22 protein-coding genes are annotated in these 23,428 nt (G+C 60.9%); 7 read left to right on the forward strand and 15 right to left on the reverse strand.

Features of this window, described 5'->3' with window-relative positions; translation table 11 throughout:
* Positions 1-431: 431 nt before the first annotated feature.
* On the reverse strand, positions 432-911 hold the full coding sequence (locus tag NKH42_RS16525) for a hypothetical protein (RefSeq protein ID WP_352974312.1): 480 nt from the start codon (positions 909-911) through the stop codon (positions 432-434).
* 343 nt (positions 912-1,254) lie between these two features.
* On the opposite strand from NKH42_RS16525, the gene NKH42_RS16530 reads away from it, so the two are divergent.
* Positions 1,255-1,446, forward strand: a complete 192-nt coding sequence (locus NKH42_RS16530) for a hypothetical protein (RefSeq protein ID WP_352974313.1) — start codon at positions 1,255-1,257, stop codon at positions 1,444-1,446.
* Positions 1,447-1,983: 537 nt separating this feature from the next.
* Here NKH42_RS16530 and NKH42_RS16535 read toward each other — a convergent pair.
* The 5 genes from NKH42_RS16535 to NKH42_RS16555 form a co-directional block, all read right to left on the reverse strand.
* Positions 1,984-3,741: a phage terminase large subunit family protein gene (locus NKH42_RS16535; protein WP_352974314.1), complete on the reverse strand. Its 1,758-nt coding sequence runs from the start codon at positions 3,739-3,741 to the stop codon at positions 1,984-1,986.
* A complete protein-coding gene (locus NKH42_RS16540) occupies positions 3,728-4,243 on the reverse strand; it encodes a hypothetical protein (RefSeq protein ID WP_352974316.1) in 516 nt (171 codons plus the stop codon). Before NKH42_RS16540 ends, NKH42_RS16535 begins: the two co-directional genes overlap by 14 nt.
* Positions 4,244-4,481: 238 nt before the next feature.
* Positions 4,482-6,785, reverse strand: a complete 2,304-nt coding sequence (locus tag NKH42_RS16545) for a phage/plasmid primase, P4 family (protein WP_352974317.1) — start codon at positions 6,783-6,785, stop codon at positions 4,482-4,484.
* A 395-nt stretch (positions 6,786-7,180) separates the two neighbouring features.
* Complete coding sequence (locus NKH42_RS16550) at positions 7,181-7,765, reverse strand: GDYXXLXY domain-containing protein (protein WP_352689953.1); 585 nt, start codon at positions 7,763-7,765, stop codon at positions 7,181-7,183.
* On the reverse strand, positions 7,762-8,880 hold the full coding sequence (locus tag NKH42_RS16555; RefSeq protein ID WP_352689952.1) for a DUF2157 domain-containing protein: 1,119 nt from the start codon (positions 8,878-8,880) through the stop codon (positions 7,762-7,764). Before NKH42_RS16555 ends, NKH42_RS16550 begins: the two co-directional genes overlap by 4 nt.
* Positions 8,881-9,102: 222 nt before the next feature.
* Between NKH42_RS16555 and NKH42_RS16560 the strand changes: the two genes are divergently transcribed.
* The 5 genes from NKH42_RS16560 (at position 9,103) to NKH42_RS16580 (ending at position 11,882) form a co-directional block, all read left to right on the forward strand.
* Positions 9,103-9,243, forward strand: a complete 141-nt coding sequence (locus NKH42_RS16560; protein ID WP_254818335.1) for a DUF1127 domain-containing protein — start codon at positions 9,103-9,105, stop codon at positions 9,241-9,243.
* A 48-nt stretch (positions 9,244-9,291) separates the two neighbouring features.
* Positions 9,292-9,432, forward strand: a complete 141-nt coding sequence (locus NKH42_RS16565) for a DUF1127 domain-containing protein (RefSeq protein WP_023678914.1) — start codon at positions 9,292-9,294, stop codon at positions 9,430-9,432.
* Between the two features lie 362 nt (positions 9,433-9,794).
* Positions 9,795-11,204, forward strand: coding sequence for a methylenetetrahydrofolate--tRNA-(uracil(54)-C(5))-methyltransferase (FADH(2)-oxidizing) TrmFO (trmFO, locus tag NKH42_RS16570; RefSeq protein ID WP_352689951.1), 1,410 nt, complete (start codon positions 9,795-9,797; stop codon positions 11,202-11,204).
* 71 nt (positions 11,205-11,275) lie between these two features.
* Positions 11,276-11,566, forward strand: coding sequence for a type II toxin-antitoxin system ParD family antitoxin (locus tag NKH42_RS16575; RefSeq protein ID WP_352974319.1), 291 nt, complete (start codon positions 11,276-11,278; stop codon positions 11,564-11,566).
* Positions 11,550-11,882, forward strand: coding sequence for a type II toxin-antitoxin system RelE/ParE family toxin (locus NKH42_RS16580; protein ID WP_352505856.1), 333 nt, complete (start codon positions 11,550-11,552; stop codon positions 11,880-11,882). The genes NKH42_RS16575 and NKH42_RS16580 overlap by 17 nt, the downstream gene beginning before the upstream one ends.
* 63 nt (positions 11,883-11,945) lie before the next feature.
* Here NKH42_RS16580 and NKH42_RS16585 read toward each other — a convergent pair whose 3' ends face one another.
* The 5 genes from NKH42_RS16585 to yajC all read right to left on the reverse strand — a co-directional run bounded on the left by NKH42_RS16585 (position 11,946) and on the right by yajC (position 17,309).
* Positions 11,946-12,773 (reverse strand): phytoene/squalene synthase family protein, encoded by an 828-nt coding sequence (locus tag NKH42_RS16585; protein WP_502896052.1) that lies wholly within the window; start codon positions 12,771-12,773, stop codon positions 11,946-11,948.
* A 25-nt stretch (positions 12,774-12,798) separates the two neighbouring features.
* Positions 12,799-13,188 (reverse strand): Mth938-like domain-containing protein, encoded by a 390-nt coding sequence (locus NKH42_RS16590; protein WP_352505854.1) that lies wholly within the window; start codon positions 13,186-13,188, stop codon positions 12,799-12,801.
* A gap of 15 nt (positions 13,189-13,203) precedes the next feature.
* On the reverse strand, positions 13,204-15,756 hold the full coding sequence (gene secDF, locus NKH42_RS16595; RefSeq protein WP_352505853.1) for a protein translocase subunit SecDF: 2,553 nt from the start codon (positions 15,754-15,756) through the stop codon (positions 13,204-13,206).
* Between the two features lie 88 nt (positions 15,757-15,844).
* On the reverse strand, positions 15,845-16,891 hold the full coding sequence (locus tag NKH42_RS16600; RefSeq protein WP_352751299.1) for a SecDF P1 head subdomain-containing protein: 1,047 nt from the start codon (positions 16,889-16,891) through the stop codon (positions 15,845-15,847).
* A 76-nt stretch (positions 16,892-16,967) separates the two neighbouring features.
* Positions 16,968-17,309 (reverse strand): preprotein translocase subunit YajC, encoded by a 342-nt coding sequence (yajC, locus tag NKH42_RS16605; RefSeq protein WP_254818328.1) that lies wholly within the window; start codon positions 17,307-17,309, stop codon positions 16,968-16,970.
* A gap of 289 nt (positions 17,310-17,598) precedes the next feature.
* Between yajC and NKH42_RS16610 the strand changes: the two genes are divergently transcribed.
* Positions 17,599-18,474, forward strand: a complete 876-nt coding sequence (locus NKH42_RS16610) for an ATP-binding protein (protein WP_254818327.1) — start codon at positions 17,599-17,601, stop codon at positions 18,472-18,474.
* 97 nt (positions 18,475-18,571) lie between these two features.
* Here the strand turns inward: NKH42_RS16610 and NKH42_RS16615 are convergent, their stop codons facing one another.
* The 4 genes from NKH42_RS16615 to serS form a co-directional block, all read right to left on the reverse strand.
* Positions 18,572-20,104 (reverse strand): peptidoglycan DD-metalloendopeptidase family protein, encoded by a 1,533-nt coding sequence (locus NKH42_RS16615; protein WP_352505852.1) that lies wholly within the window; start codon positions 20,102-20,104, stop codon positions 18,572-18,574.
* A 263-nt stretch (positions 20,105-20,367) separates the two neighbouring features.
* Positions 20,368-21,033, reverse strand: coding sequence for a protein-L-isoaspartate(D-aspartate) O-methyltransferase (locus NKH42_RS16620; protein WP_352479785.1), 666 nt, complete (start codon positions 21,031-21,033; stop codon positions 20,368-20,370).
* Entirely contained in the window at positions 21,030-21,788 is a 759-nt protein-coding gene (surE, locus tag NKH42_RS16625; protein WP_352505850.1) for a 5'/3'-nucleotidase SurE, read from the reverse strand. The genes NKH42_RS16620 and surE overlap by 4 nt, the downstream gene beginning before the upstream one ends.
* Positions 21,788-23,092, reverse strand: a complete 1,305-nt coding sequence (gene serS, locus NKH42_RS16630) for a serine--tRNA ligase (RefSeq protein ID WP_352751301.1) — start codon at positions 23,090-23,092, stop codon at positions 21,788-21,790. Before serS ends, surE begins: the two co-directional genes overlap by 1 nt.
* Between the last annotated feature and the right edge of the window lie 336 nt (positions 23,093-23,428).

Here is a 23,428-nt window from a genome sequence, read left to right on the forward strand (position 1 = left end):
CCCCCTAGCAGCCAGATAGAAGCGCGCCTCTGGGACAGAGGGGGACCCGCTCAAAAAGATGCGAGGTTTGTGAGCAAACGGCGCCACGCGCCTGAGAAGCGGTATGCACAGTTTATGATTGTTAGCGTACGCGCGTGCCAAGTAGATAATTTCAGACATATCGCCCCTAAAGGGCTCTATTTCTTGTTCGACAAAATCCGTTATCCACCCAATATAACGCAACCTCACATCTATGTTTCTTTTGATAATAGCACACCTGGAAATCAACCAAAGTACATTATCGAGAGGGACTCCTGCATCCTTCATGTCCCGCAAAGTGCGCCGATTGCTTCCCCAATGATCTTTGCCGCCCATTGCTTGCACAACTGTTCGAAAGCCATTCGAGCAGGGCTGTGTGGCCCGATATTCCTCGTAGGTGAGCGCGAGCACTACTAATGACCTTTCTGGGTAGATAGGCGTCGGACCACAGGGCTAACCATCTCGTCCAGGACGATGACGATTGCACCGCGCGGGGTGAATTCCACGGGCAATGCGAGTCCGGCAGGTTGGTCGTGTCGGATGAGGTGAACGTCTCGGAAAATCCCCAGCGAACAGCGGAGGACGTTGACGACCAGCGACCAGCTTTCGCCGCGCGCCAAGCCCGATAGACAGCGTTCCATACCAGGATAAGCCGTGATTGCCACGTCGCGTTGCAGGTCGAGGTCGGCAACACCGCAATCTTGAAGTGCTGAGAGGATTACAGCCACAGCAGCATCAACCGGCTTGTAGATCGTCGGTGATGTATTCGGCTTTTCGCGCCGGCCGCAGATAAGGCCGTCCTTGGCGTAACTGCTTATACGATGCCGGGCGGTCTCGACATGCACGCCGGCCAAAGCGATATCGCTTGCAAGGTCTTTGATGGTCAAGTTCATAATTGAGTCATATAGACACAACTATAGATTTGCACAATAGATTTTGAATTACTACTTTAATGTGAACGGTTTCAATTTTAATGTGCAAAGTATAACTGTTGACAAGTTCGGCAGTTATACTTAAGTTCACAGTCGAACCGGCGTCCAACCGGTTTGATGAGCCAGGGCGGGCAAAGGGGTCGAGCTTTTGCCCGCCTATCGAATTCAGTAGTGGCGCCGGGTTGGTTTCATCTCCCGCTTGGCGCGGTCGGCGACGATCCTGAGAAGTCGGACGCTGACAAGGAAGCCGGCCGGAGTCCTTCTGCTCCAAGCCGGCTTCCCCCTCAAACCAGGAAGATTGGAAATGCTTAGCGAAGATCAACAGCGCGACGAAGTGATGAGCATCTATCGCCAAGGTAAGGCAATGCAGGCGTCGGATGAAATAATCACGAAAGCAATTGCCTATTTCTTCGTGATGCACGGTTACGAGGCGCCGAAAAGCCTAGTTGAATGGCTTGGTGCAAGCGGGCGATATATCCGCAATACGGTGCACTAAATTTCACGTTTCAAACGTGAATCTCACGTCAAACGTGATAAATATTTGATTTCATTGTAACAATTCGATTTGCTAAGCGTATCTCCGTTGAAACAACTGAAACGGAGTTACTTCCATGATCACTTATGCAGACGAAAACAAACTTGGTTGCCAGCGCGCGGCCCGGTTGATCGAAGATTGCGCCGCGACAGGCGACTTGCCGCGCTTGGTGCGAGAAATCCGCGTGGCCGCTGCTGCCGAAGATGGCTTTTCTGTCGGGTTTATGTTCGAGATTTCCGGGAGATTGGTCCCAAGATCATCTCGGGTATGTTAGGTATGATGCAATACGTGAGATAGCGTCGCAAAATTCTTCAGCATCCTTATGGGAAAAAGTGATGCTTTTCCCGTCCAAATTCAAGTACATTTGGGGACCATTGCCTGCAAAGTTCCATGTTCCAACGTCAATTGATACTTTGTCGTCGGTGGCACAGTCAGCGACTGTTTTGTCAAAGTAGGTCGTGGTTCCCATAGATTTTACTCCTCTTTCGCCGACGAATTTTATTCGCCGTTCAACCATTTGCTTCGAATCACGGATACCATTTTCTTCGGCGCGGCAAGAGAACGCAATTCCTCGCCGCGCCGCTCGGCATTCTGATTTATCAGCAGTCGCGCGGCCCATGCGTAGACGGTCGCATCCAAGGACTCGGCTCGGGCGCCTTTGTTGCGCTCAAAGCGCGCCACCGGCTGCCCCCTGGTATAGCGCACAACGCGCCTTTCCGAAGTCAATTGCTCGAAATAGATCGGCTGCAGGTCTTCGCCGAATCGTACTCCCGTAGCGCGTGATAGCCGGGCAAACAAATTCGATTTGATGGCATCCGATCCGACCAGCCAAAGGTGCTGACTGCCAGACTTTTGCAGGAAGGAACGGGAGAAGCCTGAAACGCCCTTGATCGACACGACGCGCCGGCCGAAGCGCGGCCGTGTGAAGGCGTTCACTAGCTCAGTATGCCCGCCGTCACCCGAGTCGACGCAAGCCGCGCTGATTCCGATCGTTGCACCGCGCGGATGCTTCCAAGTCTCGCGCAACATCGAGTCCAGTTCTGACCAAACCGCATCGCTGTCGATATTGCCCCAAAAAACGCGATGGTCGAGTATGTGCAGATCGGTCTGCCCATGGCCGCAAATGACGGCTTCCAGCCGATCGTCCTGACAGTCAATGCCGGCAGTGATCCACAAAACGTCATCGGGCAGGCTTTCGAGACTGAAGGCTTCGCGCCGGCCAAATAGTTCATGCTCGTCAAAGTCCTCGCCTTCCGTGCGCCACGGCTCGCCCAAGACAAGGTTGGTGAACGTCTGCAGCGTTTCGGGTGTCCGCTTGGCTTGCAGGAATTCCGCTGCCAGCGTCGACCAGCGAGCGTTGAAATGCGGGCTCACAAGCGAGTTGATGCGAAAGCCGGCCCGTCCTGTCACTTCCGGCGCCGTTGCGCGCCAGCGGCCTCCCTGTACCGCCTGCATCTTGTGTTTTTCTTCGATGATGCATCCATTTTCCGGGCAGATAACATGAGCCGTTTCCGGCTTACCCTCATCCCACCACACATGCTGCCATTTCAGTTCGAAGTGCTCTCGGCAGGACAGGCAACGAATTTCGAAAATGCGCTTGTCGGACGCGTCATAAAGCCGTGTGACCGGCCCATGATCGAAAATCGGGGTGCCACCGAAAACCATCTTCCGGTCGCGGTAGGTTTGGCTGCGCATCCGCAAGAGGTCCAACACTGAACCTTCTTCGGTCGGAGCATAGGCGTCCACCTCGTCTGCGATAATCACCTTGCCCAGCTTGCGGCGAAAAGCGCGCGGGCTGGAGGCTGACAGGAATTCCAGACTCCCGCCTGGATACAGCCGCCGCATCATGGTCGAGCGGCCCGACTCGTCCGCGTCGTCGGAAATTAGCCCCCGGATTGCGGGCGAAGCTTCAAACAGTGCTTCGATGTCGACGCTGAAAGCGCGGGAGTCGTCGGTCGTCGGTTGCGTTGCGAGAATTGGCGCGGGTGCAGTCGAGACGACGTGCCCGACGTAGCCAGCTAGCAGCGCCGTAAAGCCGATACGGGCTGATTTCTGGATCACGATCTCCGATGTCTCGGGATCGTCCAGCGCCTCGCAAATGCCGCGCTGATAGGCGTACAAGCGCATCCTGCCAGGCGTGGCGGAAGCGGTCGACGGCAGGAAGATGTTGCTTTCGATCCAGTCGGCCAGCGGCATGTGCACGGGCGGCCGCAGGACTTCCAGCGCCTCGCGCCGGATGCGATCAAGCGTTTCCATTGGCGAGACCTTCCAGCGCGGCCCGTATCTCACGATCGAGCGCGGCAACATCGTTTGCCGTCAGGTGCGGCATGGTTGCGCCGTAGCGGCTAGGGACTGCCAGGACGGCAGCCCGGATGTCCCGCAGGATCGTTTGCCATTCGCGGTTGACGGCTGCGGCGCTGACCGTCTCGCCGGCTGCTAGCCGGTTCTTCGCCTCTTGCGCTTCCGCCTGTGCCTTGGTCAGCCGCAAGCGCTCAGCCTTCAGCACGTCGCCGCCTTCGCTCGGGCGGCCGGCCCTGCCAGCGTGCAAGCGCAGATGCGCGCAATAGGCTTTGATTGAAGCCGGCAGATCGTATTCCGCACGACCTGTCTTAATGACGATCTCTGAGCGAGCGAGGTCCGCCAGGCGCTGCCGGGAAATCCCGAGCAAGCCGGCAAGTTGACTTTCGTGAACCGTCACCGGAAGGCCGGCAGATGTGGGCGGGTCGTCGCCCAAGAGGTCAGTTAGATCGTATTCCATTTCGGCAATCCAATTGTGAAAATTTCTGCAGAGAGATTTCTTTCGCGGTCTGAGACCCCCGCACCGGGCCGCCCATGGGAGGGACCCGCGCCGAGGGAAATGGGACAGGATCGATTCTGCCTCTACTGCCTCCAGTCATCCGTATGAGGGCCTTATGTGTGTGCGCGCCCGCGTAGCGCGTTAACCGGATCAGTAGAGGCAGTAGAGGCAGATTAGGAATGATCGCATTTCCCATGTTTCAAGCCTCCGTAAATGGATCACGTTCGATCACGCGGATGCCGCGATAACCTTTTCCGCGAATGCCGTGCTCACCGTCCAGCTTCTCAAAGCCGCGCTGTTGTAGCGTCTCGGGGAATGTCCGTTTCTTGCTGCCCGGGTCTTCGCTGTTGCTCGCAGCATACATGCGCCACGAATCCCACAGGCTTGACGCGCTATCGGCCACGCGTGGGCCAGTCTCGCAGCACTCGGCTACCCACTGCCCGAACGTGTCCTGTTCGGCGAAATAGTCGTCGGTCGCACGATCTACGATAGCGGGTCGCACAAGGCCATTGCGCTGCCAATCGAGGCAGCCTTGTATCAGCCACGAGAGAATGCCCGACCATTCGCCCCTAAGCCGCTCAGGTAGAGTCACGTCCTTTTTTGCGGGCGGGTGATCGAACGGCAGCACCATAAAGCGGCGACGGATAGCCGCGTCCACATCTCGCAAACTTGGGCGGTTGTTGCCGAAGATCGTCAGCTTGAATTCGGGCATGAATTCGAAATCGTCTTGGCGCATGAATCGCGCCGTCACCGTGTCTTGCCCGGTTAGCGTCTTGATCCTGTTTTCAGCCCAAGCGCGGCCTTTTTCAGTCTCGGAGGCACGCGCCATGCGTGCGCCGTGAAGCCGCGCGATCTCAGTAGGATGGCGATCGTGTTTCGCGGCCGTGAGCGTTTCCATTGCGATGTTGACGGCATATTCGCTCAGCACGTCGCCAATGGTGTTGATCGCCGTTCCTTTGCCTGATCCGCCCGGCCCATAAACAAAGAGCAAGACTTGCTCCCGCGTGTCACCGGTTAGGCTGTAGCCGCCCCATTGCTGAAGGAAGCGGATAGCCGCCGCGTCGCCGCCTAGCGCCTGGTCGAGGAAGCTCATCCATAGCGGGCAGTGGCGCGTCGGGTCGAATGATGCCAGATCGACAGGCGCGGCGGCAGTAAGGCGGCTGATGCGGTCATCTGGCCTGCCTGGACGCAAGCGCCCGGTGCGCAGGTCGACAGTACCGCCCGGTGTGCCTAGCAGCCAGTGATCACGATTCCAGATGTCGGACGTGCAAGCGAATTCCCGCACCGTCCGCGCGCCGCGTTCAATCGCTTCCCATGTCGATACGCGATTCAGCGCCTTTGCCTTGGGATCAGCCTTTGCGAACTTGGTCGACAGTGCGCGCGCATAGTGATGCGCCAACTTTGTTTCTTCACGGCGCCACACGTTGCCGTCGAATCGAAACCAGCGGCCAGCGTGGTGATCGAAAAGCAGTTCACCCTTGTGGCGAGTGGTGAAGGCGCGAATGACTCCATCTTCGTCCAGCGCATATGATTCCGGCTTCCGATCGTCGCCCAGGATGTCGGAGAGGTTGTTAGGATCGTCGGGCAAGTCGTCAAAATCATCGGCCAAAACTTCGCGCGGGAAATCGCCAATGGGCTTGCGTAAGCCGGCCTCCCATCCGCTTTCGAACGTGCTTTCGAATTCCCGCCGCCGCAGGCCGTTGCGCTCACACGCGGCCCATAGGGCGGCAGAAGCGGACTCGCGATCGATCATACCATGCGCAGCTGCACCGCCTGCCCACATGGCAGCGTCATTCAAGGTCGTGTTGCGGCCGTCGCCGTCGCCCATCTCGCCCAGGTCGTCAACTAGCTTCGCTAGGTGGGATTCGGCCCATGCCCGCTGTTGCTCACTGGCGGTCTTTATCACGTCGACAGGATCGCGCTCGCGCTCGGCAACCGGTCGCAGCGTGTCAGGGAATGCGGGAAGATCAGCTTCGCCCAAAGTCGCGCCGATAGGATCGTAACGCGTCCCGTCCTTGAAACTGCCGGGCGCGACGACAAACCCGCCTTCAGATCGTACGTCGAGACCGGTCGCGATCTTGCTGACGGAATTTTTCAGGCCGTCACTATAAGCAAAAAACAAATGCGCGCCGCCGCTGGGTGTGCGCGTCGTGACAGGCGATAACGCATCGGAATCGAAACCCAATGCGCGAAGCGCCGCGAAGCCATCCTTGCCGTTCTTGCGGTCGATATCTAATGCGACAATGCCGTTTTTCTTGCCCGTTGGCAGCCCGACACGGGCGCCTGGATATTCGCGCTGCCACCAAGCGCGCACTTTGGCCAGGTCGCACGTTGCTGCCTCTTGCCAGCCTAGGATTGGCGTCCAGCCGCCATGCTCCTTCAACGTGATTGGAAAGACGTTTAAGCCTCGCCTTGCAAGGTCGAGTGCGGCTTCAAAATTGGTCGTGATTTGCGGGACGACATCGCCCAGGATGTCGGAAAGGTCGAGATTTAGGGCTTGCACTTGCGAGATGCTATGATGTATAGTCACGGCTATTCTTTCTTGTGTTGAAAAATCAAGGTCGTCCGGTTGCGAGCCGGGCGGCCTTTTGCTTTTAGGGCCGCGACATCATCATACTGGCGCGCCGCCCGAAAGTCTAGGAAGAGATTCCCGTAAGCCTTTGATATTGCTTTCACTTTTAGGGTGAAAACGTCAGACTATGAAATATAGCAACGGTTATATCAGCGGGTCGATTTACAGTACCGTTTTACAGCGTTCGCGCTCAGGTGATTGATTTTATTGGTCCAGTTGGTCCCTTCATCCGCACCACCCTTCGCTCTTCGAGCTTCGGGTGGCAGGCCACTCGAAGCTCCTCCGAAGCCCTGGCGAAGGAGGGTCATTGGCAAGGCAGTAGCGATCTAATAAAGCGGCTCCTCGAACAGTGTCTTGTCGCCGTCCACCAGCGCCTTGATCTGCGCCGTGCCGTTGGCCGCGATCGCCACGCGGATGCCGAACGGCCGCACCCGCATGTCGTTCTGGATCGCTATCCCCTCGCCTTTCGGCAGATAGAAGCGCTCGATGCCGTACTCCGGCGCGATCGTCGTTGCTCCCTGGCTGATATCCCAGCCCTCGGAGACGTGTCCGACGATATCGGCTTCACCGGATGCTGCCGGCGCCGGCGCTTGCCCGAACCAAGCCGCGGTCGGCCCCCAATAGCCATCGGCGCCCTGCTTCAGCCTGACCACGATCGACGTTTCCTCGCTGGAAAGCTTGCCGGCCGGAATGTTGCCGATCAGTTTCACCGGTATGCGCGAAATATCGTAGCCGAGCAGAATGTAGTCACCGCGCAAGAGATCGCGCGGATCGATCGGCTCGACCCTGAGCAGGACCTGCTTGCCATCGCGCAGGATCGCCGCGCGTCCGGCGATGATCCAGCTCAGAAAGCCGATCTGGACGAGCGCCAGGACCAGCGCCGAGATGATCAGTCTTTTGCCGGTCATCATGCCGCCGCTCCTGTCATGTTCGAGGCGTTCATGCGCTTTTCTATGCGGATGATAATGAAAGCAAGAACGGCGAGAAGTACCGCCGCCGCAAGCAAGAAGCCTGCCGTGTCGAGCATTGATTGCAGCATCACCACATAAATGATGGCGAGTTCGAAGGCGAAGCCCGCATAAGCAACCCAGCGCAGTCCCCGGCTCTCGCGGCCGCCCAGCACGATCGCCGCGACGATGCCGGCCAGCGCAACAGCCGAGGCAATGGCGAAGCCGCCATTGTAGCTGCTTTCATCCGCCAGTTCGAATTGGATCATCGCCAGGCCGGTGAGAAAGCCGATCAGCGCGTGCAAGGGCAACCTGCCGCCGAGTTGCAAAACCCTCTCGACCGGCCCGGCAGCAAAGATCGCAGCGGTAAAAAGCAGCACCGATGCGGCAACGAGCGGGATGGCGACGTGCAGCGTGTCATATTCCATGGCCAACAGCACGAGGTAGAAAAGGACCGACAGGATGATCAGGTGGCGCGCCGCCTGGCTGCGCGTCCAGAACGAAACGGCGAACAGAATTAGCGCCATGACCACGAAGAGATGCGGAAATTCCGTGCGCCGGAAGTAGTCGAACCCTCTCAGGAACAGCCAGGCATCGGCGATGCCGACGGCAGCGACGGTCAGCGGGTTTGAACGCAGCGCCACCGCCGCCAGCGCCGTACCGGCGCCCCAGGTGATCAAGGCCGAGGCCTCGTCGCCCGACAAATGATACATCTGGCCGATCAGCGCGATCGATCCGCCGAACGCTGCTGCCGCGACGATCCACAGCGCCTCGCCGATCGCCGCATGGTCGCGCATCTTCAGCACCGCCCCGCCGACATAGCCGGCAAGGATAACGGCAAAAAGTGCCGCGACCCGCACCAACCGCGGGATGACTTCCCAGTTGGCGGCGATGAAGATGAGGATAGCGGCGCCGAACAGCAGCGCCGCCATCATCGCCAGGATCGAGCCGAAACTCAGCGATTTGCGTTCGTTTGCCTCGACGTCGCGCGTCAGCGCAACGGCTGTCGGCGCATCGATCAGGCCGGCCTGTTGCCATCGTGCGATATCCGACCTGACCCGTGACGAATAGCCCGCCATGCCCCTCCCCTCTGCTTGGTCCTTTTAGCTTGTCCGGCCAAGCGTTTGACCTAACGGCATTTTTCCGATCTGGGCGGAAAACCGGACGCGCGTTAATGTTGCATTGCACAAATTGCATTGCTGCCATGCACCAATAGCGCTTTTAAATCGATATGACCCCACCTATTTTCACGGTGCACACAAAGACGGAATGATCCGAAAGAAAGACGAAACGAGACTACCATGAACCTGATCCGCAACTATCGCAACTGGCGCCGCTATAGGGACACCGTGTCCGAGCTGAGCCGCCTGAGCACCCGTGAACTGACCGATCTCGGCATCAGCCGCAGCGACATTCACTACGTCGCCCGCAAGTCGGTCTAATCCTTCGGGCCGCAAATGGTCCGAACCAGTTTTGAAAAGAGAACGACAATGAACCTGATCCGCAACTATCGTAACTGGCGCGTCTACCGCGAGACGGTTACCGAGCTGGGTCGCCTGTCGAACCGCCAGCTCAACGATCTCGGCATCGTCCGCGACGAGATCAAGATGGTCGCCCGCAGGGCGATCTAACCACAAGAATTTCGCCAGGGTCGACCTCCTCCCCGACCCTGACGGATACGGTCAGCCTTCACCTCCTCCCGAGGGTTGACCACAAAAACGGCGCCCGCCGGACCTCCTCCCCCGGCGGGCGCTGTTTCCAGGTTGTTTCTAAAAGGGTTTCGCGCCCTTCAAATGGCGAAAAGAATTTCGTCAAAGCCGACCTCCTCCCCGGCAATGACGAATACGGTCGATCTTCACCTCCTCCCGAGGATCGACCAACAAAACGACACCCGCCGGACCTCCTCCCCCGGCGGGTGTTGTTGTTTTTGGGGCGGCTTCCCCCGTCAGCCATGCAATTGCAATCCTTGCGCCAAGCGACTATTTCGGCGCTCATGAGCAAAAATCCCATTCACGTCATCGGCGGCGGTCTCGCCGGCTCCGAAGCCGCCTGGCAGGCGGCCGAAGCCGGCGTTCCCGTTGTCCTGCATGAAATGCGTCCCGTCCGCGGTACCGACGCGCACAAGACCGACGGGCTGGCCGAGCTCGTCTGTTCCAATTCCTTCCGCTCCGACGATGCGCAAACCAATGCCGTCGGCCTGCTGCATGCCGAAATGCGGCTCGCCGGTTCGCTGATCATGAGCGCCGGCGACGCGCATCAGGTGCCGGCCGGCGGTGCGCTTGCCGTTGACCGCGACGGGTTTTCCGAAGCGGTGACCAGAACGCTCGAAGCCCACCCGCTCATCACCATCCAGCGTGAGGAAGTGCCCGGCCTGCCGCCGGCGGAGTGGGACCAGGCGATCGTTGCCACCGGTCCACTGACCGCGCCGTCGCTCGCCCAGTCGATCGCGGAAGCGACCGGCGCCGACGCGCTCGCCTTTTTCGACGCCATCGCGCCGATCGTCCATTTCGACACGATTGACATGGACATCTGCTGGTTCCAGTCGCGCTACGACAAGGTCGGCCCCGGCGGCACCGGCAAGGATTACATCAACTGCCCGATGGACAAGGAGCAGTACCTTGCCTTCGTGCAGGCGCTGGTCGACGGCCAGAAAACCGAATTCAAGCAGTGGGAAGGCACGCCCTATTTCGACGGCTGCCTGCCGATCGAGGTGATGGCCGAGCGCGGCGTCGAGACGTTGCGCTACGGGCCGATGAAGCCGATGGGACTGACCGATGCGCATAATCCGTCTGTAAAGGCGTATGCCGTCGTTCAGCTTCGCCAGGACAATGCGCTGGGCACGCTCTATAACATGGTCGGCTTCCAGACCAAGCTGAAGCACGCCGAGCAGGTGCGCATATTCCGCACCATTCCCGGGCTGGAACACGCCGAATTCGCCCGCCTCGGTGGCCTGCACCGCAACACCTACATCAATTCGCCGACGCTGCTCGACGCTTCGCTGCAGTTGAAGTCGCGGCCCGGCTTGCGTTTTGCCGGCCAGATCACCGGCTGTGAGGGCTATGTCGAGAGTGCCGCCATCGGCCTGCTCGCCGGGCGTTTCGCCGCCGCCGAAAGGCTTGGCCATGCGCCGTCCCTGCCGCCCTTGACCACCGCTTTCGGCGCGCTGCTCAACCACATCACTGGTGGCCATATTGTCTCTGACGACGAGCCGGGAAAGCGCTCTTTCCAGCCAATGAATGTCAATTTCGGCCTGTTCCCGCCCGTGGAGGCGCCAAAGATCGAAGGCAAGCGGCTGCGCGGCAAGGACAAGACGGTCGCCAAGCGGCACGCGGTGACATCGCGCGCGCTCGCCGACTGCCGCGAATGGCTGGGGCTGCCTGCAACAGCGCAAGCTGCGGAATAGATCTCGGTTTTTGCGGATTTCGCGGCGGAGAAGTAGGATAATATCCTACTTTGTATCGCGAGCCAAATCCCATGGAATCCGCTGAGAAACCGTCCGTCACCGTAACACCCGCCATGGCGCGAATGATCCGCGAAAAGGTCGAGGACGGCTCCTACGGATCGGCGAGCGAGGTCGTCCGCGCGGCTCTTCGCGCCTTCCAGCGCGAAGAGGAAGAACATGCCGAGCGCATGGCCTCGATCCGGGCGCGCGTGAAGGCCTCGATCGAGGACACAAGGCCAAACCTTTCAGGCGAAGAAGTTCGTGCCCGTCTTAGGGAATTCGTCGCGCAGTATTCGAGCCGCGCCGATGATTCGGCGCCTTGAGGTCGAATATCGCGAAGACGCCCAAAATAATTTGGCCGATATTTTCCGGCATATTGTTGAGACTGGTGGAAATCCTGACGTTGCATTGAAATCGTCCTGCGCATCGAAGATCGATGTCAAAACATCGGCAATGCACCGCGTGGCGGCCAGCCGCGCGGCGACATTGCGCCAGGATTGCGAACGGTGCCGTTCGAGCACTCGGCTATCACCCGCCTATGTTGTCGACGATGATGTCGTCCGCATCGTCAACATCTTCTATGGCGGTCGCGACTATGAAATGCTGATGCGCGATGGCGGATCAAGTGATCCATCATGATGGAAACTACTCAGCCGGGCCGATGCTCGCCGCAGGCCGGATTTCCTCATTAGCAATCAGCCTTCACACAGCCGGCCAGCCTTGCGTCGCACGCCGGAACAAGAGCCAATGCCGGCGCAAGGCCGAAAGCCGTACCGCGCCATCAAGCGGTGAATGGCGGGAGCCGTCCATCTGGTCGAGATAGGCGCGCGTCAGAGCCAGCGGCAGAAAGGCCGGGCGCAGTGAAACCGGCAGAGCGAACGCCCCCTGCTCGAAAGCGGAAAGATGCTCGCGTGCCAGCGCGATCATCGCGGCGACCGCGCGTTCCGCGCCCGGCCCGCCGTCACCTGTAACGAACTCTTGCGGCGACGATCCCGCCGCAGCCAAAATATCGGCCGGGACAAAGCACTGTCCCCGCTTGCGATGCAGCGGCAGCAGAAGCAGGAGACCGGTCATCGCCTGCGCACAACCTGCCCTGCCGGCAAGATCGGCAAAGCGCGGCGCTTGGACCGGATCGAGCACCATCGCCGCAAGCTGGATGAGTGCTGCGGCAGTCTCGCCGCAATAGCCTTCGAGGTCGGTGCGTGACGGCATCGGATCGTCATAGAGATCGAAGATGCGCGCTTCGAGCATATTGTCGAAAGCGGCCTTAGGCAGGCGGTGAGCGGAAATCGCCGTCCTCAGCGCGTCCGCCACGGGATGGCCGATCTGAGTCCGATCCTCTTCGGCGGCGATGACGTCGCGCCACCATTGCAGCCGCACCTCGCCCGGCAGCGCCTCGTGGATGCGATCGCGTACGCCGGCGATTTCGGCGTTGAAGGCATAGAGCGAAAACAGCGCGTCACGCTTGTTCTCGGGCGCATAGAGCACGCTGAGATAGCGGTCATGGTCGGCGGCACGCACCGTCTCCATGACGAGTTTGGTGTTTTCGGCCACGTCAGTCGACGGCGATGAGCGCTGCGGCCACGGCGCGATCTTCCGCCAGCAGCACATTATAGGTCCGCACCGCCGCCCCCGTCGACATCGGATCGGCGGAAATGCCCGCTTCTTTCAGTGCCGTACGCAGCGCGGCAGGCAATGGTCTCAGATCCTTGCCGCTGCCAACCAGCAGGATCTCAACCTTGGCGGCCTCGTTGAACAGCTTGGCGAAATCCGCTGCCGTCAGCGCCAACGGATCGGCCGGCTCCCAGCCATAGATGCCCGAAGGCAGGCACAGCAGCGAGCCGCGATGCGACATGTCGGCAAAGCGGAAACCGCCATTGCCGTAAGCCTCGATCGGTGCGCGGCCCGGGAAATGCGCCTCGCGGATGACGATGCCCTTGGCCACTTTTGAGGCAAGCCGTCAGGTAGCTATGGCTTTGCCGCCGCCCACCGGCTTTTCCTCATCGGACGCTGTGGCCTGCGGCCGCAGCTTGAACAGGATAAGCAGTGGCGCGGCGATAAAGATCGACGAATAGGTGCCGAACACGACGCCGAACAGCATCGCCATGGTGAACGAGCGGATCACCTCGCCGCCGAACAGCACCAGCGCCAGCAACGCCAGGATCGTCGTCACCGAGGTCAGCGTCGTCCTCGACAGCGTCTCGTTGATGGCGTTGTTCAGCAGTTGCGGCAGCGGCATTCGCTTGTATTTTCGCAGATCCTCGCGAACGCGGTCATAGACGACGATGGTGTCGTTGAGCGAATAACCGATGATGGTAAGGATCGCCGCCAGCGACGACTGGTTGAATTCCAGGCCGGTGATAACGAAGAAGCCGATCGTCATGACCACGTCGTGCACGGTCGCAACGATGGCGCCGACCGCGAACTGCCATTCGAAGCGGAACCAGACATAGATCAGGATGCCGAGCAGCGCGATAAGCATGGCGATGGTGCCTTGCTTGGCAAGCTCGCCCGAGACCGTCGGCCCCACCACTTCGACGCGGCGGAAATCATACTGATCCTGCAGCTCGCCGCGCACCTTGTCGATGACGGTCTGCTCAGCGTTCTCGCCGCCCGCCTGCGTGCCGACGCGGATCAGCACGTCGTTCGGTTCGCCGAACTGCTGAACCTGCACCTCGCCGATATTAAGTTCCGTCAGCCTGCCGCGGATGTCGGCCAGATCGGCATTGCCGACCTTGGACTGCACCTCGATCAGTGAGCCGCCCTTGAAATCGATGCCGTAATTTATGTCGATGGTCATGAAGCCGATGACCGACAGCACCGAAAGCACGCTGGACAGTGTGAACGTCCAGCGCCGGATACCCATGAACGGAATTTTCGTGCCTGGTGGAATGAACGTCACAGGCGCCCGCGGCAACTCCTTCGGACGGGCGCGGCGAAGCCAGATCGACACGAGCAGGCGTGTGAAGGTGAAGGCGGTGAAGACCGTGGTCAGGATGCCGATGGCATAGGTGACGGCAAAGCCCTTCACCGGCCCGGTTCCGAGCCAGAACAGCACCACGGTCGCGATCAGTGAGGTCACGTTGGAATCGACGATGGTCGCCAGCGCCTTGCTGAAACCGGTATCGATTGCCTGAATGACCGAGCGGCCGGCACGTCGCTCCTCGCGGATGCGTTCATAGATGAGAACGTTCGAATCGACCGCCATGCCGATGGTCAGCACGATACCGGCGATACCGGGTAGGGTCAGTGTCGCTCCAAGCAGCGACAGCAGCCCGACGATCATCGCCACATGCACCGCCAGCGCGATGTTGGCGAGGAAGCCGAGGAAACCGTAGGCGACGAACATGAATGCCACCACCAGGATCGACCCGATGATGCCGGCGACCTTGCCGGCATGGATGGAGTCCTGGCCAAGTCCCGGCCCCACCGTCCGCTCTTCGATTACCGTCAGCGTCGCTGGCAAGGCGCCGGCGCGCAGCAGCACGGCGAGATCGTTGGCGCTCTCGGCGGTGAAATTCCCCGATATCTGTCCGGTGCCGCCCGGGATCGGTTCACGGATCTGCGGCGCCGAAATCACCTGATTGTCGAGGATGATGGCAAACAGCTTGCCAACATTCTGTGCCGTCGCCTGGCCGAACCGCTGCGCCCCTTTCGAATCGAACCGGAACGAAACAACCGGCTCGTTGGTCTGGGAATTGAACGTCGCCTGGGCATCGACCAGGTTTTCGCCGGAAACGATGACGCGGTTCTCGATCAGGTACGGAACCGGCGGGTCGTCCTGCGAATACAGCACCGAGGATCCCGGCGGCGGGCGGCCGTTCAGCGCATCCTGCACCGGCATCGACTGGTCGACCATCTGGAAGGTCAGCTTGGCAGTCTGGCCAAGAATTTCCTTCAGCCGTTGCGGATCCTGCAGACCAGGCACCTGCACCAGGATACGGTCGTCGCCTTGGCGCTGCACGATCGGCTCGGTGGTGCCGAGTTCGTTGACACGACGCTCGACAACCTGGATCGCCTGCGTCAGCGCCGTCGAGGTGCGATATTTGATTCCCGCATCGGTGACGGAGAATTTGAGCAGGCCGGGCTCGGAATCATCCAGCGTCATCTCCTGGATGGAGCCGCCGCTGAACAGGCCTGCGGCCACCGGATTGGTCAATGGTTTCAAGGCTGTCTTGGCAGCGTCGATCTGTGCGGGATCGGTGATGCGGACCTGCACCGTGCGGCCCGTTCCGGAAAGGCCGGTATAGCCGATCTTGGCATCGCGCAGCAGCGTCCTGATTTCGTCGCGCGTCGTCTCCAGCCGATCCTTGATCAGATCGTTCGGATCCATCCTGAGCAGGATGTGCGAGCCGCCCTGCAAGTCGAGGCCGAGCGTCATCTGCCGCTTCGGCACCCAGTCGGGCAACTTGGCCAGCGTGCTGGCGGAAAAAAGGTTGGGCGCAGCGAGGACCACTGTGGCGGCCACGGCCAGCCAGATCAGGATCATCTTGAAGCGCGAAAAATAAAGCATCAGTTCTTATCCGTTCAGGCGTACAAGCGGCAGCATTCCGCCATCGGTCGGTTTGCGGGCATATTTCTAATTCTGACCACGGCCGGCCCTATCGTGCTTCCTCGGCGATTGTCAATCTTGCTGGCAAGGGGCCGGTGCGCAGCAGCAGGGCGAGGTCATTGGCGCTTTCAGCGGTGAAATTTCCCGATATCTGACCGGTGCCGCCTTCAATGGGCTCTCGGATAACAGGCGCCGAAATAACCTTATCGTCTAATATAACCGCAAACGGCTTGCCGATATATTGCGTCGTAGCCCATTTGAAACGCGCCGTACCCCGGGAATCAAGCCGGAATGAGACGACGCGTTCATCGGTCGCCAAATTGCGGGTTGCTTGCGCATCCAGCACATTTTTACCTGAAAGGATAACCCGATTTTCGATCAAGTAGGGAACCGGAGGATCGTCCATCGAATAAAAAACCGCCGAGCCGACGAGCGGGCGGCCGCTGATTGCCTCGTCGACTGGCATCGACAGATCAACGAGTTGGAAGCTCAGGTGACCGGGCCGGGTGAGAATTTGTCCTAGCCTTTGCGGATCGGCAACGCCCGACGTGCGGACCAATATGCCGTCTTCATTCGTTGACCGAACCACCGGGTGGGTGGCGCCCAGGTCGCGGATACGATCTTTGATGACTTCAACCGACTGTGCAAGCGCGGCCGAAGTTCGATACTTCAAACCTGCATCCGTTACGGTGAATTTGAGCAGGCCGGGCTCACTGTCGTCCAGGGTCATTTCCTGGACGCCGCTGTCCGCGACAGGATCGGTCACCGTTTTGATTGCCGCCTTGGCGAGGTCAAGCTGAGCCGGATCTGTTATGTGCACCTGAACGGTCCGAGCCGAACTGGCAAGGCCGGTATAGCCGATCCTTGCTTCGCGTAGCAGCGACCGGACCTCGTCGCGTGTCGCTTTCAGCCGGCCCTCGATCACGTCGGTCACATCCAACCTGAGCAGGATGTGTGGACCATCTTGCTGGCTTGCTTCAACTATTGACTGGCTTTCGGCAAGCCATTCGGGTCGCGTGGTATGCAAACCGGCGGCGAAGATATTAGTCGCGTGGAAGACAACCGTGCCGGCCAAGGCAAGCCACTTCAGGATCATCTTCAGGCGCCAAAGGTGGAACATATGCCGTCGTTCGTCAGAGCCCTGCCCGCGGATCGTTCCGCCGACAATTCGGTTATTTCTTGGCGTTCTGGTTCGCCACCGGCTCGCCCTTGACGCGCACGTCGGCGATCGTCGATCGCAGCGCCGTCACCTTGGTGCCACCGCCGAGATCGATCTCGAGCTCGTTGTCGTCGATGACCTTGGTCACCTTGCCGACAAAGCCGCCGCCGGTGACGACGGTGTCGCCACGGCGAACCGCCGCCAGCATCTCGCCGCGCTTCTTCAGCTGCGTGCGCTGCGGCCGGATGATCAGAAAATACATGATCACGAAAATCAGAGCAAACGGCACGATCTGGATAAACATTGCGGACGAGTCCCCGCCGATGCCTTGGGCGTATGCCGGTGTCACGAACATCGAGGTACTCCTGAATTTTAAAAACAGCCGCAAACCGTTCTGGGAATTTGACGGCCCCGCCAAATTTGGCCGGAATATAGTCGGTAACGTTGCCAATGCAACTGCGCGGCCGGGCAAATCGGCTGCTTTTCCGGCCTGGTGAGCCGTGTTAGAGGGTGATCCCGAAAAGCGACGCTCGGTTTTCGCAAAAGATGATGCCCGAACAAATGCTTGGGACGAGTTTCGAAACCGCTGAAATCAGGTAGGTTGGCCTGCCGCACCGTCCCGAATGCGAACAAAAAGACAAGAGATGACCGACAGCACCATCGATATCCTGAGCCAGAAGCTCGACCGTCTGATCGAGGCGATCGCCCGCCTCGCGCCGCCGCCGGTGCCGCAAACCGACCTCGGCGACGCCGATTGCTTCGTCTGGCAGGCCGATCCCGGCTATCTGGAGCCGGTGCTCAAGGTCAACCGCGTCGACATCGGCCTGATCCGCGGGGTCGACCGCGTCCGCGACATATTGGTCGACAACACCGAGCGCTTCGCCTCCGGCTATGCCGCCAACAACGTGCTGTTGTGGGGCGCGCGCGGCATGGGCAAATCGTCGCTGGTCAAGGCCGTGCACGCCGCGGTCAACGCTTCGACCAAGCTCGACCTGCCGCTCAAGCTCATCGAGATCCATCGCGAAGACATCGACACGCTTCCGAAGCTGATGAGCCTGCTGAAGGCAGCGCCCTTCCGCTTTATCCTGTTTTGCGACGACCTGTCATTCGACCATGACGACACGTCCTATAAATCGCTGAAGGCAGCGCTTGAAGGCGGCGTCGAGGGCCGCCCGGCCAACGTCATCTTCTACGCCACCTCGAACCGGCGGCATTTGTTGCCGCGCGACATGATCGACAATGAGCGCTCGACGGCGATCAATCCGTCCGAAGCGGTCGAGGAGAAGGTTTCGCTGTCGGACCGCTTCGGCCTGTGGCTTGGCTTCCACAAATGTTCGCAGGACGAATATCTCGACATGATCGACGGCTATGTCCGCCATCACGATCTCGCCATCGATCCCGAGACGCTGCGCGCCGAGGCGCTGGAATGGGCGACGACGCGCGGCAGCCGTTCGGGCCGCGTCGCCTGGCAGTTCACCCAGGACCTGGCTGGCAGGCTCGGCAAGCCGCTGAAGGATTAGCCGCTCAAGGGCTAACAGCAGAAGAAGCCCGCACCTTGCGAAGCGGACTTCCTCGGCGGGCTGAAGGTCAGGTGGCCCGCAAATCGCTTTTCGTCGTCTATTCGAGATAGGTCGAAGGATCGACCGGCGCCGAGTTCTTGCGCACTTCGAAATGCAGTTTCGGCGAGTCGGTGGTGCCGCTCATGCCGGACAGGGCGATTTCCTGGCCGCGCTTGACCTTCTGGCCGCGCTGCACCTCGATCGAGCTGGCGTGGCCGTAGACAGTGACCAGACCGTTTTCGTGCCGCACCAGCACCGTGTTGCCGAATTCCTTGAGGCCGTCACCGGCATAGATGACGACACCGTTTTCAGCCGCCTTGACCGGCGTCCCCTCGGGCACGGCAATGTCGACGCCGTCCTTGCCGCCGCCGAAGCTTGAGATCACGCGGCCGCGCACCGGCCAACGCATCTTGCCGATGCCGGTCGCGTCCGGCGCCACCGCATCGTCGTCCTCGGCCTGCTGGATGACTTTCGCATCCTTCTTCGGCGGCGTGTAGGAGGCGAGCGTCTGCGTCGGCGTGGCCTTGGCCGGCGGCTGGGTGGTAGCCGTCGTCACCGGATCGACCTTTGCCGGCTTCACGCCGGCGACGACAGCGGTTCCGCCTGCCGGCACTTTCAGGGTCTGGCCGATCTTGAGCAGTCCATCCTGCATGCCGTTCGCCTGCTTCAGCGCAACGACGCCGACGCCGGTCTTTCTGGCAATGGCGGACAGCGTATCGCCTTGCTGAACCGTGTAAGTGCCGCCGGTACCGGCCGGTTTGGCCGTCGCCGAAGCCACCTTCGCCGCAGTCTTTCCATCCTTCGGCTGGCTCGCGGCAGCCGAGGCGTCCACCTGCGCGGCAGACTTGCCTTCCCTGAGCTTCGGTTGCTGCGGCAGCACGGCCACCTTCGCCGGCGCCTCGGCCGGCTGGTCGTGCCTGGTGCCGTTCGCGGGCTTGGCGTCGGCGACTTTCGGCGCGGCGCCGTTGCTCGAATACGCATAGGCCGGGATGACGAGCTTCTGGCCGGTCTTCAGCCCCTTGGTCGCGCTCAGCCCGTTGACTTTCATGATGGCATCGGCCGGCACGCCGTAGCGCCGTGACAGGCCGGAAATGGTCTCGCCGTCCTTGACGACGATCTCGGTTGCATGCGGCGCGCCGGCGGCCGTCGCCATGCGCGGCGCGTCGGGCTCGGCGTTCTTGAACGGCCTTGCCGCCGGAGCGACGGTGCCGGTTGCCGTCCTGTCGACACGAGGAGCGGCAGGCGCCAGGGCCGGCGCGGCAGCGGTACGCACCGGCCGGGCGGCAGGTGCCAGGGCGGGAGCCGGCGGTGGCAATTGCTGCGCCGTGACCGGTTCGAGGCTTGAGCGGCTGACCGACTGGGTGTGGCTGCCGTCGATCGGCGCGGCCGCAACATCGCCCGGATAGGGCTGGGCAGCATCCTGCTTGTCGATGATGGCGCGCTGGTTGTTGGTCGAGGCGGTGAACACGTCGTCGACGCTGTTGAACCGCGCCACCTGGGAACTACACCCCGTCGCAGCGCCTGCGATCATGAGGACGGCGCAGCCACGCGCCAGATTGCGTCCGTTTGCCTTCAAAACACTGAATTGCATCGCACTAACCCGCACAGACCCGGTACAACTGAGTGTGATTAAAGCGCGTTAATGTTACCGGTCGGTTAAACCTGTAGAATCAGGCGCAAATTTTCTTAAAATATTCCAGGATCCGGGCGCCGGGTGTGCCGAGATTCAGGTCAGGCCGAGCCGAAAATGGTAGGTTCCGAGAACCGGAGCGGAGCGTACTTTTGGGTACATGAGCACCGGAAGCGGAGGAAACCGCCATTTGCAGGCCGACCTCACCTGAATATCGACACAGCCTAGATCACTGCGGCGACACCGTGCAGGATCGGCTGCAGGCGCACCAGGCCGATATCCTCGCGTTCGAAGCGGCTGCCGACCTTGGTAAGCTTGGCCAGCACCTGCTCGCCCTCGTCGGGTCCGATCGGCGCGATGACGATGCCGCCGCTCGACAATTGATCGAGGAGAAAGCGCGGCAGGCTGTCGAAGGCCGCCCAGGCAACGATGCGGTCGAACGGCGCTTCGTTGGCCAGTCCGTTGGAACCGTCCGCCTGACGCACGATGACATTGCCGATGGCGAGTGCCTCAAGGCGCTGCCGGGCCTGTTCGGCCAGCGTCTTGTAACGGTCGATGGTGACGATCCGCGCGGCAAGCCGCGACATCACCGCCGCCGTGTAGCCCGACCCGGTGCCGATCTCGAGCACGCGGTTGCCCGGCTCGATCGCAAGTGCCGCGATCACCGCCGCCTGCAGGTCGGCGCCTTCGATGGCCTCGCCGCATTCGATCGGCAGCATACGGTCCGACCAGGCTATGGAGTGAAAATGCGGAGACAGAAAGCCGCGCCGCGGCGTCGCCTCAAAGGCGGCGATCAGCGCCTTCGGCACCGTGCCCCTGCCGCGCAGGCGAAGCAGGAAGGCAGCGAAACCTTCGCGCTCGTCGACCGTTGCAGCGTGGTTTGAGTTCATGCGAGCGCCTTGGCCAGTTGATCGCGGATTTCATGCGCGGTGAGATCGAGCTGCAGCGGCGTCACCGACACCAGCCGATTGCGCAAGGCATGGAGGTCGGTGCCTTGCTTGCCCTCGACCGGCTCGCGGCCGAAGCGCAGCCAGTAGTAAGGCAAGCCGCGCCCGTCGCGCCGCTCGTCGACCCACAGGCTGTGGACCAGCTTGCCCTGCGAAGTAACCACAGTTCCGGCGATCTCTTCCGGCGTACAATTCGGAAAATTGACGTTGAGCAGCACGCCGTCCGGCAACGGCATGGCGACGAGCTTTTCGAGCAGCGCCGGCGCCAGCGCTTCGGCGGTCTCGTAGGGAACGACGCGGTCCTCGCCGACATAGGAATAGGCCTGGCTGATGGCGATCGAGCGCACGCCGAGCAGCGCGCCTTCCATGGCGCCGGCGACCGTGCCCGAATAGGTGACGTCGTCGGCGATGTTGGCCCCGGAATTGACGCCGGACAGGATCAGGTCAGGCGCTTCGGGCAGGATCTTCTTCACGCCCATGATGACGCAGTCGGTCGGCGTGCCGCGCACCGCAAAGTGCTTTTCGCCGATTTTCCTGAGCCGCAGCGGCTCCGAGATCGACAGCGAATGCGCATAGCCGGACTGATCCTGTTCCGGTGCCACCACCCAGACGTCGTCCGACAGCGTGTGCGCGATGCGTTCGAGTGATGCAAGGCCCTCGGCATGGATGCCGTCGTCGTTGGTCAGAAGGATGCGCATTATGTCGATTCGATCTTTTCCAGACCGCCCATGTAAGGCCGAAGCGCTTCAGGAATGGTTACGCTGCCGTCCTCGTTCTGGTAATTTTCGATGACGGCAATGAGAGCGCGGCCGACGGCGGTGCCCGAACCGTTCAGCGTGTGGACGAAGCGGTTGCCCTTGCCGTCCTTGTCCTTGTAGCGGGCGTCCATGCGCCGCGCCTGGAAATCGCCGCATACCGAGCACGACGATATCTCGCGATAGGCATTCTGGCCGGGCAGCCAGACCTCGATGTCGTAGGTCTTGCGCGCACCAAAGCCCATGTCGCCGGTGCACAGCGTCACGGTGCGGAACGGCAGGCCGAGCCGCTTCAGCACCTCCTCGGCGCATTCGGTCATGCGCTCATGCTCGGCAACCGAAGTCTCCTGGTCGGTGATCGACACCAGTTCGACCTTGTAGAACTGGTGCTGGCGCAGCATGCCGCGCGTGTCGCGCCCGGCCGAGCCCGCCTCGGAGCGGAAGCACGGCGTCAGCGCCGTATAGCGCAGCGGCAGTTTTTCGTGCGGCGTGATCTCGTCGCGAACGAGATTGGTGAGCGGCACTTCGGCGGTTGGGATCAGGCCAAGCCTGCCGTCCCCGTGCCGAACGAAGAATAAATCCTCCTCGAATTTCGGCAGTTGCCCGGTTCCGAAAAGCACCTCGTCGCGCACCATCAACGGCGGCTGGATCTCTACATAGCCGTGCTCGGTGGTGTGCAGATCCAGCATGAACTGGCCGAGCGCGCGTTCCATCCGCGCCAGGCCGCTTTTGAGTACGGTGAAGCGCGAGCCGGAAAGCCGTGCTGCCCGCTCGAAATCCATCATGCCGAGCGCTTCGCCGATCTCGAAATGCTCCTTCACCCAGTTCGGCCGCGTCGGCACCTCGCCGACGACGCGCTTGACGACGTTGTCGTGCTCGTCCTTGCCGACCGGCACGTCGTCGAACGGCACGTTTGGCAGCACAGACAACACATCGTTCAGCGCCTTGTCGAGCTCGCGCTCGCGCGCCTCGCCATTCTGGATGAAGGCCTTGATCTCGCCGACCTCGGCCTTCAGCCTTTCGGCAAGAGCGGCGTCGCCCGAGCGCATGGCATTGCCGATCTCCTTCGAGGCGGCGTTGCGGCGTTCTTGTCTGGCCTGCAGCTCGGTCAGATGCTCGCGCCGCGCCTCATCCGCCGCGATCAAGTCGTCGACCGTGGACCGCGCATCCTCAGCCGACCACGAGCGCTTCTGGAGCGCTTCGACAAGGGCCTTCGGGTTGTCGCGAATCCATTTGATGTCAAGCATGGTCTGTTCGTCCTTGAGTAGGCCAGAGGGGGTAAACCGCATCGATGCAAGGCGTCAAGGCAGAGTTCCTTCGCGCCCCCCTCTGTCCTGCCGGACATCTCCCCCACGGGTGGGGAGATCGGCCGTCACTGCGGCTTTCGCCAATCTCCGGCGCTGAAAAAGCAAGCCATCGGCGAAGTTGCCAATCTCCCCCCAAGTGGGGGAGATGTCCGGCAGGACAGAGGGGGGCGCTGTCCCGCCGACCTCAGGCGGCAACACCGGAACTTCAAAAGGAAGAAACAAAAAACCCGCCCTGAGTGGGCGGGTTTTTGGAGCCAATTGGCACCATAGCCAAAT

The sequence above is a fragment of the Mesorhizobium sp. M1142 genome, assembly GCF_040318565.1.
Lineage (GTDB): Bacteria > Pseudomonadota > Alphaproteobacteria > Rhizobiales > Rhizobiaceae > Mesorhizobium.